Genomic DNA, 17,483 nt, shown 5'->3' on the forward strand with positions numbered 1-17,483 from the left:
CCCGCCAACCATGTCCAAAACACCCGATTCGGGCAAAGCGGAAGATGACGAGCCTTCGACCGTCGAGCAATATCTGGTGAAGGACCCGGAACGCTTCGCCCTGAACATGGCGCGCATGATCGAGCAGGCCGGCAAGGCCGCTTCCGCCTGGGCCGAGCCGCGCGAAAAAGGCGACGTGCGCGACCATGTGGCCGAGCCCGTCGTCGATATGGTGAAGACCTTTTCCAAGCTCAGCGAATACTGGCTTGCCGATCCGCAGCGCGCGCTGGAAGCGCAGACGCGGTTGTTCTCCGGCTATATGACGGTCTGGGCCAACGCCATTCAGCGCACCAGTAACGCCGCGCAAGACACCGAAGACGCGGTCAAGCCGGAGCGCGGCGACAAGCGCTTCCTCGACCCGGAATGGGGCCGCAACGCCTTCTTCGATTTCCTCAAGCAGGCCTATCTCGTCACCTCGCGCTGGGCGGCCGATCTGGTCGAGCACGCCGAAGGTCTTGACGAGCACACTCGCCACAAGGCCGGCTTTTACGTCAAGCAGGTGTCCAACGCCATCTCGCCGTCGAATTTCATCCTGACCAATCCGGAATTGTTCCGGGAAACCGTCGCCTCGAACGGCGAAAACCTGGTGCGCGGCATGAAGATGCTGGCCGAGGACATCGCCGCCGGCAAGGGCGACCTGAAGCTGCGGCAGGCCGACTACTCGCCCTTCGAGATCGGCAGGAACATCGCCACCACTCCCGGCAAGGTGGTCGGCCGCAGCGACGTCGCCGAAATCATCCAGTACGACCCGGCGACCGAGACGGTGCTCAAGCGACCGCTGCTGATCTGCCCGCCATGGATCAACAAATTCTACATCCTCGATCTGAACCCGCAGAAATCCTTCATTCGCTGGGCGGTTGAACAGGGCCACACCGTGTTCGTCATCTCCTGGATCAATCCGGACGAGCGCCACGGCACCAAGAGCTGGGAAGCCTATATCCGCGAGGGTCTGCAATACGGCCTCGACACGGTCGAGAAGGCCACCGGCGAACGCGACGTCAACGCGATCGGCTATTGCGTCGGCGGCACGCTTTTGGCGGCGGCACTGGCGCTGATGGCGCAAGAGGGCGACGACCGCATCAAGTCGGCGACCTTCTTCACCACGCAGGTCGACTTCACCTATGCCGGCGACCTGAAGGTGTTCGTCGACGAAGAACAGGTCGCGGCAGTGGAAAAGTCGATGAGCGAAAAGGGCTATCTCGACGGCACCAAGATGGCGACCGCCTTCAACATGCTGCGCTCAGGCGACCTGATCTGGCCTTACGTCGTCAACAACTACATGCGCGGCAAGGATCCCCTGCCCTTCGACCTGCTCTACTGGAATGCCGATTCCACCCGCATGGCCGCGGCCAATCATTCTTTCTACCTGCGCAACTGCTATCTCGAGAACAACCTCTCGCAAGGCACGATGGAACTGGCGGGCCACACGGTCTCGCTCGGCGACATCACCATCCCGGTCTACAACCTCGCCTCCAAGGAAGATCACATCGCCCCGGCGCTTTCGGTGTTCCTCGGCTCGAAATATTTCGGCGGCATGGTCGAGTATGTGATGGCCGGGTCGGGCCATATCGCCGGTGTCGTCAATCCGCCAGCATCCAACAAATACCAGTACTGGACCGGGGGGACGCCGACGGGCGACTTCAGCCAGTGGATAGCCAATGCCACCGACCATCCAGGATCGTGGTGGCCGCACTGGCAAGGCTGGATAGAGGCCAAGGACAACACCCGCGTGCCTGCCCGCAAACCTGGCAAGCATATGAAAACCTTGGGCGATGCTCCCGGTACCTATGTGAAGGTGCGTGTGTAACGGACTGTAATGTCTGGTGAGTTGACGGGCCGGTAAAAGCGGGCGAAATGGTGTCGTCAACCATCGAGCAGCCGTAATTCAGCAATCACTGCAAAAATACTTCCAGGCTTGCGGATTTGACACAGGTCTCGTTTCCGGATCGGAGACAACGGTCACCTTGGCAGCGACGTATGCGTGCCGCCAGGACATGCCGACCGGACATCGAGGGGGAATTTGACTTTGAAATCAGCAGGATGGAGCCTCGCAAAGGGAGAACGCCGCGCCATTGTGGCAGCGCTCTGCTCCTTGCTTCTGGCCTCCTGCACTTCGGCTGGCGACCCGACAATGTCGGTCGGAATGCCCGGTTACAATGCCACCGCATCGGACGTAAACGCGGCCTCCAGCGGCAAGGCGATCGTCGCCTCCGATTCGACCGAGCAGACGACCGTGATGACGGCGAGCGATACGGCGCTGCCTGAAAAGGTCGCCTATGTGCCTATTTCCAAACCGGGAGCTGCCTTTCCGCTGACCACGCCGGCGGGCGCCGAAACCATCGTTGGAAACACGCCGCAGTCGCTGACGCAGCAGGCACAGACCGCACAGCAGACCGACGCGGTCGCCCAGCAGATTGCAGCGGCCGACGGCGACGTGGCGGCGCCGAAGCCCGCCGCCGCCCCGGCCATGAACAATCCGGTCTATGTGACCGCTGGCGAGATGCCGCAGGCCGAAGCACCAAAGAAGAAAGGCTTCCTGGCCTCGATGTTTGGCGCAACGCCAGCCTCGGCGACACCAGCGCCCCTCATCAGCAACGCCCGGACGGGCGAGCAGCCCCCGGCGCTGGCAAAAACGGCGCCAACAGAGGCAAAGCCGATCATCACGCTTGCCTCGGCCAATTCCACGGCCAAACCGGTGCAGCTGGCTTCGCTCGGCGGCGATACCGGCGGCCACATCACCGGTAGCGACGCTCTGCCAGGCGTGCGCCAGACAGCCCTGTTCGAAATCAAGCGCAAGTCCGGCCTCGACGACGAAAGCGACGTTGACCTCAACGAGGATGAGGGGCCAGTCGGCGGCTCCTATCAGGTTGCGTCCGCCGCCGGCATGGCCCGGCTGGCGCCCAACGGGCTGCTCAAGCAGAACGAGAGCGTCGATGTGGCCTGCCTGAAGCCGTCGCTGGTGCGCGTGCTGAAGACGATCGAAGGCCACTACGGCCGCAAGATGACGGTGACATCGGGTTATCGCGACCCGGCCCGCAACCGGCGCGCCAACGGCGCCAAGAATTCGCTGCACATGTATTGCGCCGCCGCCGACATCCAGGTGCCCGGCGTTTCGAAATGGGAACTGGCGAGCTACATCAGAAGCATGCCTGGCCGCGGCGGCGTCGGCACATACTGCCATACAGAATCGGTTCACGTCGACGTCGGTCCCGAGCGCGACTGGAACTGGCGCTGCCGCCGGCGCAGCGGCGGTGACGGCTAACAGCGCAGATCTGAGATCTGCTGGCGGCCAAGATCGTTCCGTTGGGCATTCCGAATATCGGATTGGCCGAGGCCTTCCCAACTTCATCATTCCGGAGCAGAGTGATGCGGCGTCCCCGCTAACCGTCAAGCTCGTCGACCCTCGGGAAATCGTTGATTTGGCAGGCCCGGAAAAAAGTTGTCCAAGGTGGCACCTGACGGGTTGCCGGTTGCGCACAACGCCAGTATAAGCCGCTTCGTCTGAGCGCGCCCATCGTCTAGCGGTTAGGACACCGCCCTTTCACGGCGGTAACAGGGGGTCGATTCCCCTTGGGCGTACCAGAAAAATTGGCGTTTAGCGCAAACCTCCCTCCCAATTTCGCTTGGCTCTCTGCCGCGGTCTTCAACTGACGCGCAGTCTTCCGCGATCACACCATAGGCTAACGCGGTCACCCGGACCATTATCCTGCTACAAAGTGGTCGATTCCTCAGGGATGTAGCCGCTCCAAGAGCCCGCCGCAGGTCGCCCCCGTGGCGGGCTTTTCATTGCACGGTCGAGTTGGGCTTTCACAGCATTCCGACAACGGAGAAGCCCGCTGTGGTAAGTGCGTTTTTGCCTGGTTTGCATGCGGAAGCTTACCTGAAAACGGGGCGCCCGCCACTCAAGACGACTCTCTTCAGCGCTTCAACCGGCATCCGCCAGTGCGAAGTCAAAAGCCTGTTATAATCCACGGATTGGAGTCGTACCCAAGGCGCGGCTCTGCCTTTGCGCCGTTATCTTCTGATTTGGCGGTTCCGGTGAAACCGCAGTCCAGATTTGGAACGGGCTTCTTGGCTGACGAGTTGGTGGAACACAAGGCGGCGGCGTCACTGACCGCCGCCTTCTTTTCCTTGGCAACAGCGACACCAGTCGCAGCGAAAACGACAGCCGCGCAAAATACAGCCACTCTCATTGGAACCCTCTTTATTGCACTCGACAGATGGTTGGACATGACGTTACGTCATCTTGATATTAGCACTAACGAATATATTAGCTAGCCCCGCGCCATCAAAAGCAGGCCGAGTGCCAAGCTTGCATCGCGACCGCCAAAACTCGTGCCATCTGGACACCAGAAGGCATGAGTCGCATTCTGCTCGTGGGAGAGGACGTGGATCAACAAAACACAGGGGCTGATCAGGCCAAACGCTGGCGGGACGGGGCCCTGCGCGGCCGACGGAGGCGTCTGTCACACAACATCGTGTCGTGGGCGCTGATCCTGATGTCTATAGCCATTCTCGGTGGTCTGATCACGCTCAAGGCGTTCAAGTAGGCAGAGCCCCGGCGCGCGAGGCTATCCGGCCACAGCCTAGCCGCTGCCAAGCAGCGGCACGGTAACCGTTGTCGCGTAGTTGATGGGGAAGGAACTGAAGTAGGGGAAGTCGATGACGAAAGCATAGGCGGCGGTCAGATGCGCCATGCGGAAGCCGCCGCTCACCGGGTCGATGGCGATCGTGACGTTCACGTCCTTGAACCCCAAGGCCTGCAATTTCTGCGTTGCGATCGATTGAATGTCGGCCTGGGTCAGCGTGTTCTTAAGCTGCAGCGAGCGCGCTGATGTCTCCAGCGTATAGCGAACACTGGAGACCGAGTGCATCGACCAGCCGAAGGCGAATATTCCGAACAGCAGCATGATAAGGAAGGGCGCGATCAGCGCGAACTCCAGCCCGGCCCCGCCCGATCGATCCCGCCGGAACGCGCTTACCCTAGCGGACACGGATCATCTCCTGGTGGCCGATGACGGTGGAAGTGGCAAATGCGCCGAAGGCAATGGGCGGCACCCAGGTGCCAGATGCCTGTATCTGGACATAGATCGACGGTACCTTCGGTCCACTGCACATGGTGGAAGCGTCGACCACGGTCGTCCCGCACATACGGATGTGGCTTAGCGTGACCTGGCCGTCTTCCGGCCGATTTTCCCAGCTCGCAATGGCAAGGGCCTGGGTCGCCGCATCATCGGTCGATCCGCTCATGACCAGGTTCGCGGCGGTCTTCACACCGGCGCGCATCGACAGTGAGCTCGTCACGTAGGACCAGCCGTCCAGAATACCAAGCAGCACCAGGCACAGAATGGGCAGCACCATCGCGAACTCGACCGCCGCAACGCCCGAATCATCGCCAAGGATTGGCATCGATCGGCGCCCCACGGAGCTACTCGGACAGTGCCACGGACCGCGCGGCTGGAATGTTGGACACTCCGAGGCTTGAGCAATCCTGATTGATGGTTGAATTACCGGACCATTGAATCGTATTGGCGACGACCCTGGTGCAGCCGCCATTGCCCGAGAAGTTGCCAAGATAGCTCACTTGCTGCTTGGGGAAATAGATGGCCCCGGTCAAAAGCGAGTCCGCTGTGCCGTTGAATGTGCTGGATGCACTCATGCCGGTCCTGTCGCCGTAGAACAGAACGCCTGAGTAGGTGCCCGAAGTCGCCGCGCTGAGCTTCACGGACGCATTGCCATTCATGCTGACGGTCGAGCTGCCCGACATGAAGATGGTCACCCCGCTGCCGGTGATGGCCGCGTTGGCGTTTATCTTGAAACTGCCCTGGACGACATAGACGCCGGGCGAAAGCGTGACATTGCCCTTCAGGTTCATGCCGCTGCAATAGGTGCCTGGACCGAGCGTCGCCTTGTTGTCGTTCTGGCAGGGGGTCGCGTCCACCGGGGCCGGCAGGTCGACAAAGGGATCGCCGGCAGGCAGTGCCTGGGTGATCGGGGCCGCGCAGACGGTGGTGACGGGATTGCTGAGAGAGACACCGCCCGCCGATATCAGGCAATCGGCCTGCAGGCCGGCCGCGCCCTGAACCTTGATGGCGTCCGAGGCGATCGAATTGGACATGACCGAGCAGCCGCTGAGCTTAACGCTGGTGCTGCCGGAAAACAGCACCGCCTGCGACGCGGACGGATTGAGCGCGAGTATGCAAGCACTCGAGGCATCGGTAATGACGGCCACCGCCCTCGCCTGTTCGGGAACCTTTTCCTGTGTAAAGATCAGGGTGAACATGCGGTCGAGCTTCTGGCCGACGATCACCTCGACCGCTTTTTTCGCCGTATTCGGTCCGGACGCCGGCGGCGTATTGACGACGATCGTGCCCGAACCCAGCCCGTTCGATGCCGCGGACTGGGCCGCGGCCGCGACGATCGTCGGCTTGTCGGAACCCGAAATCTGTTCGAGCGCTCCGGCATAGGCGGCTGCATCGGCCGTCGCCTGTAACCTCAGGCTGTTGTAGTACCAATAGGAGGTCTCGACGCCGAAGCCCGCAGCGCCGACAACGACCGGCAAGGTAAGGGCAAAAATGGTGGCGACATTTGCGCCCGTGCTCCGGCGCATGGCGTCCATTACAAGCCGAACACGGGTGAAGCTACTCAAGGCCATGGATTAAATTAGAAAGCACGCATAAATGAACGAATGGCTAAAAAGTTCGTTGCATTTTTGAGCAGTGGTCCATTGGCTTGAAAAAAGAAGTGTTTCGCTGGCTGACCAACGCGCAAGCGCGCATCTTGGCAAATGCGCGAGGCCAGCTCGCGCCGTCGTCGCCGCGCATAGCGTAGCCGCCGATCAGCAGCACCGAACAGACGAGACCGTTATTGGTCAGCAGATTGTTGCGGCAATCGACCGCGTTTACGCTCTCCTGGAGTATCCAATGGAAGCCAGAGGTGCAAAGGTTCTTCAAGCGGAAAAAACTGGTTCCGGATCCGCAGTCATGCCGGCCAACATCTCTCTCTGTACGGCCAGGAAGAACCTGCGCACTTCATCGCAGGCTGCTGTTCTGTCCCTGCCGGATCCGACCACAAGATCGAGCAATTCCGACGCCTTGGCTCTCCAGAAGGAGGTGGCGGTCTCGCCATGCAGGTTGCCAAGTTTGGCAGCAACCTCTCTGACCAGGAATACCTGACGGTCGATCGGGAATGCACGAACTTTTTCTGGGGACATCTTCCAAACCATGAGACTGACGCAACGAATCAACCATTGCCAACAAGCAATGGCGTAGCCGGGAAGGTGGAAACGGAAGCTTAACGGCGCTGACGTGGGTGCAGCGTGGAGCGATCGTCGGGGACGAAAAGGGCGCAGCCCTATGCTCGCGACATCGCCGCGTGCGTTCAAACGCGATCGTTAACGTAGGAATCGGGGCAGGCGAAACGGGCGACGGCCCTCAGGCCTGGAGCGCCCTCGCCTCACCGCCGCGCTTGCGCGGCGTCATCATGTCCCTGGCCATCAGTCCGCTCGCCCGGCAAAACGCCATGAACGCTCGGCAGGCATCCTCGGTCTTGACCACGTCCACCGTGGCGCCAAAGCAAGCATTGAAGGCTTTCTGATAGATCGGGCCCTGACGGCGCGCAGGCCAGTCCTGGAGAAAATCGAGCGCCTGTTCGACGCCGTAAATCTCCTCGACCGGCAGGCCGGGCGCGGGCGCTATGCGCACCGGCACCTCGAATTGCAGTCTGTCCATTTCCTGTCTCCCGAACCGGCGTCACCGCAGCAACGCCGTTCGTCGTCAAAAGTTGCTTTGACCGGCTTCTGGCCCAGAAATGTGTCGTCACTTGGGTCGCTGAACCGCCACGTCGCCCAAAACAGATTGCGCCCCGAGATATGTCTTGGGCGACATACGCTCACTGGTTCGCCGGATCCGTCTCCGCATCGAAGGCCATGCGAATGGCGGTGATCAGCACAAATGCCGTCGGCACGGTGAAGATGCCACCGAGAACAAGGGCCGCCATCGCCGACAGGCCGAGCGTCTCGGCAACCGCCCAATAGACGGTTCCGATGCAGATGAGCGCCTGGACGCAGAGGAACGCCGCAGCCGAAGCCGCACGCGACAGGGTTTTGAATGTCTTGATGCGTTGTTGCATTGAAATGGATCCGGAAATGACGCGCCGCGCGACCGCTGCGCGGCCGATAGCCGCCGCTCGGTCACGACGCGAACAGGAATAACGATGAGGTGAAGGGTACGGTTCTGGACCGCTCAGGCCGCAACGGTCGGCGGTGCGCGCGGCTGATTGGTGCTTGCCCCGGGAACCGAGGCGGCCCCATATCCCGAAACAATCGCTCTTTGCGATGTCCGTTCGGCGCAAAGAAAAACAGCGTCGGGGACCGGAAGCGCGGGATGGCCGCTGGCGAACTTGACCAGGAGCGGACGGCCGACACGAACTTCCAGCGCTGGCGCCTTGCCGGTCACACGCAGCAGCGCCGCCACTTCGCCCGACCGCTCGACACCGACGCTGGCACCACTCGGCGCAGAGCCCGCAAAGCCTGGCGCCGCCGGCAGGCCGAAGCACAGCATCGCCAGCAGCACCATGCCCATCAGGCATGAGCACGCTGCCGTCAGCGGCGCTTCAGGCCATCCGGTTTGCCTGACCGCCGCGAAGGGACGCGATCTCGAAAACATCACCCGCCCTAACGCACCATGGCCAGAAAGGGAAGCAAACCGGGCAAAAGCTGGCAAGACATCGCCGATGCGAGGCAAATATCCGGAAGCTCGTGGCCGTATCAGACAGTTCTTCCTTGAACCTTTTGCCCTCAAGTGCCAAATCTGGGGAGATTTTCATGTCGGCTCTCCTGCAGGGCCCTACCCGCTACACGGACAAAATGGTCACCTATCTCGACGCCGCCACGGCCCCGCTCAGAAATACCGGCCAGATCCGCCTCTATGGCGAGGACGGCTTCGCCGGCATGCGCAAGGCATGCGATCTCACCGCGCGCTGCCTCGACGAACTGGTGCCGATGGTCCAGCCCGGCGTCACCACCGAGGCAATAGACCGCTTCGTCTTCGAATTCGGCATGGACCACGGCGCGCTGCCGGCGACGCTCAACTATCGCGGCTACACGAAATCGTCCTGCACCTCGATCAACCATGTCGTCTGCCACGGCATTCCCGACAACAAGCCGCTCAAGGATGGCGACATCGTCAACATCGACGTCACCTACATCCTCGACGGCTGGCACGGCGATTCTTCGCGCATGTATCCGGTCGGCACGATCAAGCGCGCCGCCGAGCGGCTGCTCGAAGTCACGCATGAATGCCTGATGCGCGGCATTGCGGCAGTCAGGCCGGGCGCCCGCACCGGCGCCATCGGCGCCGCCATCCAGACATTTGCCGAAGGCGAGCGCTGCTCGGTGGTGCGCGACTTCTGCGGCCACGGCGTCGGCCAGTTGTTCCATGACGCACCGAACATTCTGCACTACGGCAGCGCCAATGAAGGCGTCGAGATGCGGCCAGGCATGATCTTCACCATCGAGCCGATGATCAATCTGGGCAGGCCGCATGTGAAGGTTCTGTCGGACGGCTGGACCGCGGTGACGCGCGACCGCTCGCTGTCGGCGCAGTACGAGCACACGATCGGCGTGACCGACACCGGTTGCGAGATTTTCACGCTGTCGCCCCAAAAGCTCGATCGCCCCGGCCTGCCGGCTTAGAGCGCATCTTACCGCAACATGCGCGTGCGGTTTTCGATCATCGTGCGGATGCGCGTCCTCATCCTGTTCAGGGCGCGCGCCAACCCCACCATTTCAATGGAGCCGTGTTCGACGAAGAGCTGGTCGCTATTCTCGATCTCGGCCGAACCGACTGCCGCCGAGATGCGCTTCAACGGATCCGTCACGGCCCAAACCGCAAACAGCCAGATCAGCACGGGCAAGGCGACGAAAGCCATGAACCTATAGAACGAGGCACGGACGAGGGGTCATGCAATTGCCGGCGTATGGGATCGAGGCGCCAGCCGTTGAAACGAAGCACCTTCGACCAGTCCCGCTCGTCTGGAGCATAGGCCGTACGGCGCAGCAGCGCCCGTATCCTGGCCGTCAGTTCGCGCGCGCTGAACGGTTTCGTCACATAGTCGTCCGCGCCGATTTCCAGCCCGAAGATGCGGTCGATTTCCTCACCGAGCGCGGTCAGCATCAGGATCGGAATGTTGGTTCCGGCACGAAGACGGCGGCAGATGTCGAGACCATTTTCACCCGGCAACATGACATCGAGCACGATGAGATCGAATTTCTGGTTGCGAAGCGCGGCATTCATCTGGACGCCGCTCTCGGCAATTTCCACGATCATGCCGTTATCGGTGAGTGTCTCGCCCAGCACGTCTGCCGCCAGCGCGCCCTCCGAATGCGTTGAAAACAGGATTGCCATGGCCGCAAGAGATGCCCGGCCGGCAAATAGTCCAGAGTCAATTTTGGCGAACATGCGTGCTCCAGTATAGCGAGGCAATGAGCCTCCGATGGCCTCACCATGTCAGGTGAAAGTGGCCGCATGCGTTAAGTGATGTTAAGTTTTGTTGCGCAATCGTGGTTTCATCTTGCCGTATAGGGAGGCCATAGACTGACAGCGGGAGCTGCCCACGATCTGCCGTGGATCGTCTCGCGATCGGAGAACAGAACTGTTTCAATCCAGGCCGGAACAGCTCTAATGTCTGCGCTGGAGCAATGTGGGCGGGATATGGGGAACACAAGCGACGACGACGAGCGGAGTTTCTTCTCCGAAGCGCCGATGCGGCCTGCGGCGAAAGCCAAGGCGACGCTCGACGAAAAGCCGCATTACCTCGGCCATCGCGACCGCTTGCGCGAGCGCTTTGCCTTGGCGGGTCCGGATGCCCTGCCCGATTACGAACTTCTGGAACTTTTGCTCTTTCGCCTGATCCCTCGTGCCGACACCAAACCGGCGGCCAAGGCGCTGCTGGCACGCTTCGGCACGCTGGCCGAAGTGCTTGGCGCCCCGGTTGGCCTGTTGCAGGAGGTCAAGGGCATCGGCCCTGCGGTGGCGCTCGACCTGAAAATCGTCGCCGCAACTGCGCAGCGCATGGCACGCGGCGAGGTCCACGGCCGCGAGATCCTCTCGTCCTGGCAGCAGCTTCTCGACTATTGCCGCTCGGCAATGGCCTTCGAGGCGCGCGAGCAGTTCCGCGGTCTTATGTAGCAAACGCACCAACTTCCCGCGCGACCTAAAGGGTGGGTTCCCATAAAATCCGGGGATGCCCAGAGTTGCCCCTATCGTCCGCTCCACCCGATACGAACACGCCATCAACACCCTTGTAGCCAAGCGAGCCGAGATATCCGGCGCAATCCGCTTCAAGGGCGCGAACCTGGCTCACCAGCTAGAGCACATAGACGCGGTGCTGCAAATCCTTGGCTACAAAGGCGACCCGTCCCAAATCGTGCCGCTGCGCCGCACGCCAAGCCGGTTCCGCAAGGGCGAGCTTTACAGGCTGATTCTGAAGCATGAAGCGGACGGCAGCGCGTCGAACCGCGAAACCGCAACGCGCATTGCACAGGCCAAGGGATGGGATGCCGCGCTGGTGAAGCCGCTCATGAACAACATCAAGACGGCAAAGGGTTGGCGGAGGCGCGGAACGGCCTGCAAATCTCTGGCATAGCTAGGCACGTCTAAAAGACGCCCTATTTACCAAGCAATCCGCAGATACTTACGCTGGTATAAAATCATGTTACAATGATTCGTACCGGCCTGCGGGGGAAGGACGACCGGATATGATCGTTACACACGAGCGGGAGAAGCTTATTCAAGCGATCTCGTTCTTTGCTCTCCACACTAGGAAGCTCGGAAAGACAAAACTTTTCAAGCTCCTGTATTTTTTGGATTTTGAGCACTTCAAACAGACTGGTCGTAGCGTGACTGGCCTGACTTATAACGCATGGCCGAAGGGTCCGGTGCCAGTGGCGCTCTACAACGAGATAGAGGCACCATCAGACGATTTGGCTGCGGCTATCCAGTTTGAGAAAAAGGAAATTCAGAACGGCGAAATGCTGACTGTCACGCCAAAGCGCGTGTTTTCGTCCGACCTTTTCTCCGCCAGAGAAATGCGATTGCTGAGAGGCCTTGCCCAAGAATTTAAAGACAAGACGGCTGACGAAATGGTCGAGGCAACGCATCTTGAGAATATGCCTTGGGATCAGATTTACAACAAAGAAGGAAAGAAGCAGGCTGAGATACCATACGCTCTAGCAGTTAGAAGTGATGAACGTGAAGATGTTTTGCGCGTGGCCAAAGAGCGAAAAGAGTTGCTAGAGAGCCTGTCTGATGAATCCGGGATCGGTATTTTTTGACGAAGAATTTGCTTTTCATGACGGGGAATCGGGCGAAAAACTTTTCGTAGTGCTCGGAACCGTTGATGGCGTTTCAGTCATCGTCAAAACAACTTCACAACAGCACGGGCGTGGCACCGTGTTTGGCTGTCAGCCCAAAGACCGATTCCACAATTTCTATCTTCCCCCAAAATCGACCTACCTGAAATTATCGACGTGGGTCTGCCTCAATGAGTTCTATGAGATCGACGCCAAAAAGGCCCTTCAAAAGAAGTTCGATGGGAAGATTAAGCCGGTTTGCGATCTGGTGCCGGCGTTCATCCGCGACTTGCAAGACTGCGCTCTGACGAGTGAGGATATTTCAACCAAGCACGCGGCAATTGTCAGGGCATGCTTGGTCAAAGTCAGCTAGGAAATGCACTCAGGCCGTAAACGGGTTATCATCACCCGGATCAACCGAAAACCACGGCGAAGTGATCCCAAGGCGGCGATCAAGGTATCCAACCATCGAAGGGGTTAGATGCTCGGTTTGGTCCAATCCGACGACGACGACTGATTTCCCGGAAGGGACTTTTATCTTGCTGACGGCGTGAGCCTTGCCAGAACTATCAGCGGCGGTGCCACTTTGACAGGTGGCCCCGTGATCATGTCTAGCTTGTCCAATGTAGTCGGCAAGGCGCGGATGGCCTCCGAACGGGTAGGCCATCTGCGAAACCTTATGCTGCTAGCGCCAGTTCGTATTCGCCGGCGTTTGAGCCCATCGGCGTAAAATTACCCGATTTCCGATCCCACATGCGGTGGAAGTGCTCCGGGGCCGGCGCAATATGATCAAGGCCGCCGTCTTCACACTCCAAGCGCACGGCTACCTCCAAACGACCGCAAAGGTCGTCTAAGGTGTCGGCCTGCACACAGATATCGTGCTCCAGTCCCTGCGCAAGCCATACGCCGTGATCCTGATAGCAGATCACTCGCAGTTTCTGATCCATGGTACTCTCCGGTGGTTGGACGGGTTAAGTCCGACGCCAGCATATAGAGGTTGCTGGCGTAGTTGCAATACGCCATCAGTCGCATGGTTCCATATACCACGGGCTAGCTTGCGCGAGGGTTAAGCGTTTTCACGCTGCCAGTACCCGGCCCAAACGCGGCTTACGGGATGGTTGAGCGCACCGCCAAGGATGGCGAAAGCATTGCCGCCATTTGACCGGCGACGGTGATCTTCCAGCCAAGCCGCGTGGTTTGCATACTGATAGAGGTACTTGTGCGAGACGTGGTGGTGCTGACCGACGACCATACGGCGCAGCCGGCTGAAATAGCTTTCCACCATGTTCGTATGCTTGCCGTGGCCGTCGCTGTAGCTTTCCGAGTGGTTTATGCGGGTCGAGGCGTAATCGGCTTCCAGAGCGTCCCAATGGTTGGCTTCGTCCGCGAACAGCTTTGAGCCGGCCAGCATGCGAGCGCGGGCGATTTCGACGCCTTCGGCTTCGCGGTTGCGGACAAACGTCAGGGTGCGGCCAGCGCGCTCGCGCAGGGCGATGACAACGCGGCGACGGTCTGACTGGTTCTCCTTCATGCGCCGGTCCTTGCGGTCCTCTACGCGGTTCTCTGGGCGCACGGTGCCACCGAAGTAAGCGCCATCAATCTCGACCTCGCCTTCAAGGATTTCGTTCTTGGTTTCAGCCGACAGCGCTTCGCGCAGCTTGTGCGAGAGCACGAACGCGGTCTTGTACTGAACGTCCAGATCGCGAGAGAACTGGACCGACGACATGCCCTTGGAGCCGTTGACGAACAGGCAGATCGCCGCCAGCAAATCGGTGAACGACAGCTTGCGCGAAGCGAAGATAGAGCCGGACGTAACCGAGAACTGCGCACCGCAAGCGGCGCACTTGAACTTGCGACGGGTCGGGATGTCGTAATGATCCAGGCATCCGCATTTCGGGCAAACAGGCTCACCTTGCGTCGAAGCCCAGCGAAGGCGCTTGAACGTGTCGTAAGCCTTTTCCTCGCCACCCCTGTAAATGTCCTTGAGGGACAGGGTGCGGCTTTCGGCGGAAAGGAGGAAGTGCTGGGCCATTGTAATCGCATCCGGTGATATTCTTCACCGTATATGCGGACTTGTATCGCCAAATACAAGGGCTTATATCATCAAATACGATGATATTTTTTGAGGCGAGGATATGGCACGCAAGGACGACCCGCAGACCGTCGAATACGAGGCGAAAGCTAAGAACCTCCTGAAAGCCGAATTGAAGCGAAAGGGCGTAACTTACGGACATCTCGCCGAAAAGCTGGCGAGTATGGACATTCACGAAACCGAGCGTAATTTGAACAACAAAATAAGCCGGGGGGGCTTCAGTGCAGCGTTCTTACTTCAATGTCTAAGAGCGATAGGGGTGCATTCTTTGCAGTTGGATTAGTCCTTGGCGTCGCCTTGGCGTTGCTTTTTCTCGTATGGGCCGTCCCGGAGTTCCGCAGTTCGACGCTCGCTAAGCAATACTATGAGAATTGGTATGCCGCCGCCAAAGCAGGCCAGAATGATGAGCAAGGCGATGCCCACTTTTGGGTCCGCGAACTTTACGGATGGGTTTACGCCGAGGACACGCTTGCTCAATGGCTTATGGTCGTCCTCGGCGGCGCGGCTTCGGCTATCAGTCTTTATGCTCTGATCTGGCTTCGCCGAACTTGGGACCAAGCCAAACGGAGCGCCGATGCGGCATGTGCCGCCGTTGCCGAAACGCGCCGCATTGGCGAGGCGCAGGTGCGGGCCTATTTGGCTGTTCGGAATGTATCGTTTCGTGTGATCGAACAAACGGCGGGAAACGACCCAGTCGCCGCAGTAAGCTTTTCCTACCACAACACTGGGCTCTCTCCTGCAACAAGGGTCACCGGTCGATTCATTTTGGAGGTTTTTGCCGCCGCAAATAGCAAGACACAGATTACCGATGCTACTGGATTCAAATTCTCCAGCCCGAAAAGTCAGTTCCAGCACCTCTACCCCGATGTCGCTAGCGCAGAAAGCGAGTCTCGCAAGATGGCTTTTGAAAAACTCGACGCCAAAGCGCTTTGCGCGTTTACCAGCGCACGCTTTATGACAATTGCGGTGTGGATCGAATTGGGGTTCAAGGATGTGTTTGGGGAGCCAGCGACAATAGTTTCGTCGTTTAGGTTGGTAGCTGACACTCCTATCGTTGTCGGGAAAAAGTACAAACTCAAACCCGCCGCGTCCTTGACCAACCGCTTCCGCGCCAGTTAAGCCCCAGACCATCAGGAACACAGCGGCCCACGCCGCTCGCGCCCACACGGCGCGCCGCCTAGCTCACCTTCCCCCCCGCTCGTCGGGGTTTGGTGCGTTTGCTACATAAGACCGCAGTTCCGCATCCTGTTCCTCGACAAGAAGAACGCGCTGATCGCCGACGAGGTGCAGCAGACGGGCACTGTCGACCACACGCCTGTCTACCCGCGAGAAGTGATCAAGCGCGCGCTCGAACTCTCGGCGACCGCCATTATCCTGGTGCACAATCACCCGTCAGGCGACCCGACGCCATCGCGCGCCGACATCGAGATGACGAAGGAGATCATCGACGCTGGCAAGCGGCTGGGCATCGCGGTGCACGACCACATCATCATCGGTCGGAAGGGATATGCCAGCATGAAGGGTCTGCTGCTGATCTAGGCAGGCCGGGGCATGCCACGAACGTCCCGATCAAGCCCGGGCGATTGAATGAAGTGCAGGAAATTCGCTTGCACAATCTTTTGCCAAAAAATTTGAAAATTGTTCAATCTTGGAAGGAGAGACCCTAGAGTCGGCCTCCTTCCGGATCAATCTTCCAATCAAGAAGAATACTTTCCTGATTTTTAGAAGACAATTCCGTTGAGGCATCGCATTTTCGCTGCTACCGTTTTGAAACGCTTCAATTGGAACTCCTCCATTGCCACGCAAGCGCCCGACCATAGCGGATGTCGCACGAACCGCCGGTGTCTCCATCGGCACGGTGTCGAACTTCATCAACGGAACGGCCGGCCTTAAGGAAGGCACGCGCGACCGCATCGAGAAGGCGGTTTCCGCGCTGATGTATCGGCCGAGCTCCTTTGCGCGCTCACTGCCGGGCCGCGCAGCACGCAGGCCAAAGAATCTCGATCACCTGCCAAGACTTCTGGTCGCCGGTAGGGTGAGTGTCGACTTCCTGTGCCGCGTCGACGTGCTGCCGCATCGCGATGACCGGATCACCGCCAGCCACATCGACAAGGCGTTGGGTGGCCCCGCGGCCAATCTGGCGGTGGCCGCCGCCGGCATCGGAGCTCCCTATGCGCTGGACGTCGAGCTGGCGACAGCGGTCGGCCAGGATCCAGAGAGCGACTGGGCGCTCGGCGCGCTTTCGAAACTGGGTGTCCACGCCTTGCCGATCCGCAACACGCCCAACAACCGCCTCTCCCAGGCGATCGTCATCATCGAGCGCAACGGCAGCCGCACGATCATCAGCGAACCGTTCGAGCTTGGCGAGGTCGACCTGACAGCCAATCTGGATATCCAGCCCGAGCGACGTCCGGCCTGCCTTCATATCGAAGGCTTTCACTACGAGACGATGACCGCCTCCATTGCGCGCTTTCATCAGGCGGGCTGGAAGGTGAGCCTGCATTCGGCCGGTCTTCCCAAAAGCGCACGCACGCCGGAAACCTTCACGCAGATGGTCAAACAGATCGATCTGACCTTCATCAACGATGTGATGATACGGGAGATCTTCGACTTTCGCAGCCGCATGGCGACGACGATCGAAGAGGTGCGGCTGATGCTGTCACGCATCAAACAGCGGGGAACGGTCGTGCTCACCCTTGGTGAGTTCGGCGCCGTCGTTTTTCCGGCGAATGGCGGTCCGCAGATCGAGGTGCCGGCGCTGCCGGTCAATCGCGTCGACGCGACAGGCGCCGGTGACAGCTTTGCCGGCATCTTCCTTGCCCTTTGGCTGCATGGCGCGTCGCTGGACGACGCCGCGCGCTACGCGGCGATCGGGGCGAGCCTGACGACAACGGTCGAAGGCGCGCAGGGTTACATCGCAGACTTTGCCACGCTGAAGGCTGCCGCCTTGGCGAACAATGCCGTGATGGCGAATTGAAACAATGGCTTATCGACGTTTCG

21 protein-coding genes, 1 tRNA gene and 4 pseudogenes are annotated in these 17,483 nt (G+C 59.8%); 14 read left to right on the plus strand and 12 right to left on the minus strand.

The window, feature by feature from the left end; genetic code table 11:
* The first annotated feature begins 10 nt into the window (after positions 1-10).
* From phaC to EOA16_RS18945, 5 genes are all read left to right on the plus strand, one after another.
* Positions 11-1,846: a class I poly(R)-hydroxyalkanoic acid synthase gene (phaC, locus tag EOA16_RS18925; RefSeq protein ID WP_127259642.1), complete on the plus strand. Its 1,836-nt coding sequence runs from the start codon at positions 11-13 to the stop codon at positions 1,844-1,846.
* Between the two features lie 213 nt (positions 1,847-2,059).
* Positions 2,060-3,301, plus strand: a complete 1,242-nt coding sequence (locus EOA16_RS18930; RefSeq protein WP_127259643.1) for a YcbK family protein — start codon at positions 2,060-2,062, stop codon at positions 3,299-3,301.
* Between the two features lie 245 nt (positions 3,302-3,546).
* Positions 3,547-3,621, plus strand: a tRNA-Glu gene (locus tag EOA16_RS18935).
* Positions 3,622-4,110: 489 nt separating this feature from the next.
* Entirely contained in the window at positions 4,111-4,317 is a 207-nt protein-coding gene (locus tag EOA16_RS32910; protein ID WP_206517346.1) for a hypothetical protein, read from the plus strand.
* An 80-nt stretch (positions 4,318-4,397) separates the two neighbouring features.
* Positions 4,398-4,589 (plus strand): hypothetical protein, encoded by a 192-nt coding sequence (locus EOA16_RS18945; RefSeq protein WP_164754319.1) that lies wholly within the window; start codon positions 4,398-4,400, stop codon positions 4,587-4,589.
* Between the two features lie 36 nt (positions 4,590-4,625).
* Here the strand turns inward: EOA16_RS18945 and EOA16_RS18950 are convergent, their stop codons facing one another.
* From EOA16_RS18950 to EOA16_RS18985, 8 genes are all read right to left on the minus strand, one after another.
* On the minus strand, positions 4,626-5,033 hold the full coding sequence (locus EOA16_RS18950; RefSeq protein ID WP_127259644.1) for a TadE/TadG family type IV pilus assembly protein: 408 nt from the start codon (positions 5,031-5,033) through the stop codon (positions 4,626-4,628).
* Positions 5,023-5,448: a TadE/TadG family type IV pilus assembly protein gene (locus tag EOA16_RS18955; RefSeq protein WP_127259645.1), complete on the minus strand. Its 426-nt coding sequence runs from the start codon at positions 5,446-5,448 to the stop codon at positions 5,023-5,025. Before EOA16_RS18955 ends, EOA16_RS18950 begins: the two co-directional genes overlap by 11 nt.
* A gap of 19 nt (positions 5,449-5,467) precedes the next feature.
* On the minus strand, positions 5,468-6,694 hold the full coding sequence (locus tag EOA16_RS18960) for a pilus assembly protein TadG-related protein (RefSeq protein WP_164754320.1): 1,227 nt from the start codon (positions 6,692-6,694) through the stop codon (positions 5,468-5,470).
* Between the two features lie 37 nt (positions 6,695-6,731).
* Positions 6,732-6,992: a hypothetical protein gene (locus EOA16_RS18965; RefSeq protein ID WP_127259647.1), complete on the minus strand. Its 261-nt coding sequence runs from the start codon at positions 6,990-6,992 to the stop codon at positions 6,732-6,734.
* Positions 6,989-7,252, minus strand: coding sequence for a DUF6074 family protein (locus EOA16_RS18970; protein WP_127259648.1), 264 nt, complete (start codon positions 7,250-7,252; stop codon positions 6,989-6,991). The genes EOA16_RS18965 and EOA16_RS18970 overlap by 4 nt, the downstream gene beginning before the upstream one ends.
* Before the next feature lie 220 nt (positions 7,253-7,472).
* Positions 7,473-7,769 (minus strand): DUF982 domain-containing protein, encoded by a 297-nt coding sequence (locus tag EOA16_RS18975; protein ID WP_013532001.1) that lies wholly within the window; start codon positions 7,767-7,769, stop codon positions 7,473-7,475.
* A 160-nt stretch (positions 7,770-7,929) separates the two neighbouring features.
* The gene (locus EOA16_RS18980; RefSeq protein ID WP_127259649.1) at positions 7,930-8,169 is read right to left on the minus strand and encodes a hypothetical protein; all 240 of its coding nucleotides are present in this window, start codon (positions 8,167-8,169) and stop codon (positions 7,930-7,932) included.
* A 113-nt stretch (positions 8,170-8,282) separates the two neighbouring features.
* Positions 8,283-8,705, minus strand: coding sequence for a hypothetical protein (locus tag EOA16_RS18985; protein WP_127259650.1), 423 nt, complete (start codon positions 8,703-8,705; stop codon positions 8,283-8,285).
* Between the two features lie 200 nt (positions 8,706-8,905).
* Here EOA16_RS18985 and map point away from each other — a divergent pair, with 200 nt between their 5' ends.
* Complete coding sequence (map, locus tag EOA16_RS18990) at positions 8,906-9,733, plus strand: type I methionyl aminopeptidase (RefSeq protein WP_127259746.1); 828 nt, start codon at positions 8,906-8,908, stop codon at positions 9,731-9,733.
* Positions 9,734-9,744: 11 nt separating this feature from the next.
* Here the strand turns inward: map and EOA16_RS18995 are convergent.
* Both EOA16_RS18995 and EOA16_RS19000 read right to left on the minus strand, forming a co-directional pair.
* A pseudogene (locus EOA16_RS18995) lies at positions 9,745-9,993 on the minus strand (sensor histidine kinase); the annotation flags it as partial.
* Positions 9,990-10,445 (minus strand): annotated as a pseudogene (locus tag EOA16_RS19000) (response regulator); the annotation flags it as partial. The pseudogenes EOA16_RS18995 and EOA16_RS19000, both read right to left, overlap by 4 nt.
* A gap of 306 nt (positions 10,446-10,751) precedes the next feature.
* Between EOA16_RS19000 and EOA16_RS19005 the strand changes: the two are divergent.
* The 4 genes and pseudogenes from EOA16_RS19005 to EOA16_RS19020 form a co-directional block, all read left to right on the plus strand.
* Positions 10,752-11,216, plus strand: a pseudogene (locus tag EOA16_RS19005) (UPF0758 domain-containing protein); the annotation flags it as partial.
* 67 nt (positions 11,217-11,283) lie between these two features.
* Entirely contained in the window at positions 11,284-11,685 is a 402-nt protein-coding gene (locus EOA16_RS19010; RefSeq protein WP_127259651.1) for a hypothetical protein, read from the plus strand.
* A gap of 112 nt (positions 11,686-11,797) precedes the next feature.
* The gene (locus EOA16_RS19015; protein WP_127259652.1) at positions 11,798-12,373 is read left to right on the plus strand and encodes a Panacea domain-containing protein; all 576 of its coding nucleotides are present in this window, start codon (positions 11,798-11,800) and stop codon (positions 12,371-12,373) included.
* Complete coding sequence (locus tag EOA16_RS19020) at positions 12,348-12,764, plus strand: hypothetical protein (RefSeq protein ID WP_127259653.1); 417 nt, start codon at positions 12,348-12,350, stop codon at positions 12,762-12,764. Before EOA16_RS19015 ends, EOA16_RS19020 begins: the two co-directional genes overlap by 26 nt.
* Before the next feature lie 304 nt (positions 12,765-13,068).
* Here the strand turns inward: EOA16_RS19020 and EOA16_RS19025 are convergent, their stop codons facing one another.
* Together EOA16_RS19025 and EOA16_RS19030 are read right to left on the minus strand one after the other, a co-directional pair.
* On the minus strand, positions 13,069-13,338 hold the full coding sequence (locus EOA16_RS19025; protein WP_127259654.1) for a hypothetical protein: 270 nt from the start codon (positions 13,336-13,338) through the stop codon (positions 13,069-13,071).
* A gap of 119 nt (positions 13,339-13,457) precedes the next feature.
* Positions 13,458-14,423 carry an IS1595 family transposase gene (locus EOA16_RS19030; protein WP_127259655.1) on the minus strand — a complete coding sequence of 322 codons (966 nt, stop codon included), beginning with the start codon at positions 14,421-14,423 and terminating at the stop codon, positions 13,458-13,460.
* Between the two features lie 103 nt (positions 14,424-14,526).
* Between EOA16_RS19030 and EOA16_RS19035 the strand changes: the two genes are divergently transcribed.
* The 4 genes and pseudogenes from EOA16_RS19035 (at position 14,527) to EOA16_RS19050 (ending at position 17,460) form a co-directional block, all read left to right on the plus strand.
* Positions 14,527-14,766, plus strand: coding sequence for a DUF6471 domain-containing protein (locus tag EOA16_RS19035; protein ID WP_127259656.1), 240 nt, complete (start codon positions 14,527-14,529; stop codon positions 14,764-14,766).
* 14 nt (positions 14,767-14,780) lie between these two features.
* Positions 14,781-15,602 carry a hypothetical protein gene (locus EOA16_RS19040; RefSeq protein ID WP_127259657.1) on the plus strand — a complete coding sequence of 274 codons (822 nt, stop codon included), beginning with the start codon at positions 14,781-14,783 and terminating at the stop codon, positions 15,600-15,602.
* 114 nt (positions 15,603-15,716) lie between these two features.
* Positions 15,717-16,022: pseudogene (gene radC / locus EOA16_RS19045) on the plus strand (DNA repair protein RadC); the annotation flags it as partial.
* A gap of 256 nt (positions 16,023-16,278) precedes the next feature.
* Positions 16,279-17,460, plus strand: a complete 1,182-nt coding sequence (locus EOA16_RS19050) for a PfkB family carbohydrate kinase (protein WP_127259658.1) — start codon at positions 16,279-16,281, stop codon at positions 17,458-17,460.
* The last annotated feature ends 23 nt before the right edge of the window (positions 17,461-17,483 follow it).

The sequence above is a fragment of the Mesorhizobium sp. M7A.F.Ca.US.008.03.1.1 genome (genome assembly GCF_003997495.1).
Lineage (GTDB): Bacteria > Pseudomonadota > Alphaproteobacteria > Rhizobiales > Rhizobiaceae > Mesorhizobium.

What these genes read in the sequence shown, in the direction of transcription:
- EOA16_RS19035 (WP_127259656.1), top strand. Translation starts at nt 14,527, where the DNA reads ATGGCACGCAAGGACGACCCGCAGACCGTCGAATACGAGGCGAAAGCT.
- EOA16_RS19030 (WP_127259655.1), bottom strand. Translation starts at nt 14,423, where the DNA reads ATGGCCCAGCACTTCCTCCTTTCCGCCGAAAGCCGCACCCTGTCCCTC.
- EOA16_RS18945 (WP_164754319.1), top strand. Translation starts at nt 4,398, where the DNA reads ATGAGTCGCATTCTGCTCGTGGGAGAGGACGTGGATCAACAAAACACA.
- EOA16_RS19010 (WP_127259651.1), top strand. Translation starts at nt 11,284, where the DNA reads ATGCCCAGAGTTGCCCCTATCGTCCGCTCCACCCGATACGAACACGCC.
- EOA16_RS19015 (WP_127259652.1), top strand. Translation starts at nt 11,798, where the DNA reads ATGATCGTTACACACGAGCGGGAGAAGCTTATTCAAGCGATCTCGTTC.
- EOA16_RS18970 (WP_127259648.1), bottom strand. Translation starts at nt 7,252, where the DNA reads ATGTCCCCAGAAAAAGTTCGTGCATTCCCGATCGACCGTCAGGTATTC.
- EOA16_RS18975 (WP_013532001.1), bottom strand. Translation starts at nt 7,769, where the DNA reads ATGGACAGACTGCAATTCGAGGTGCCGGTGCGCATAGCGCCCGCGCCC.
- EOA16_RS18985 (WP_127259650.1), bottom strand. Translation starts at nt 8,705, where the DNA reads ATGTTTTCGAGATCGCGTCCCTTCGCGGCGGTCAGGCAAACCGGATGG.
- map (WP_127259746.1), top strand. Translation starts at nt 8,906, where the DNA reads ATGGTCACCTATCTCGACGCCGCCACGGCCCCGCTCAGAAATACCGGC.
- phaC (WP_127259642.1), top strand. Translation starts at nt 11, where the DNA reads ATGTCCAAAACACCCGATTCGGGCAAAGCGGAAGATGACGAGCCTTCG.
- EOA16_RS18955 (WP_127259645.1), bottom strand. Translation starts at nt 5,448, where the DNA reads ATGCCAATCCTTGGCGATGATTCGGGCGTTGCGGCGGTCGAGTTCGCG.
- EOA16_RS19025 (WP_127259654.1), bottom strand. Translation starts at nt 13,338, where the DNA reads ATGGATCAGAAACTGCGAGTGATCTGCTATCAGGATCACGGCGTATGG.
- EOA16_RS19020 (WP_127259653.1), top strand. Translation starts at nt 12,348, where the DNA reads ATGAATCCGGGATCGGTATTTTTTGACGAAGAATTTGCTTTTCATGAC.
- EOA16_RS18960 (WP_164754320.1), bottom strand. Translation starts at nt 6,694, where the DNA reads ATGGCCTTGAGTAGCTTCACCCGTGTTCGGCTTGTAATGGACGCCATG.
- EOA16_RS18980 (WP_127259649.1), bottom strand. Translation starts at nt 8,169, where the DNA reads ATGCAACAACGCATCAAGACATTCAAAACCCTGTCGCGTGCGGCTTCG.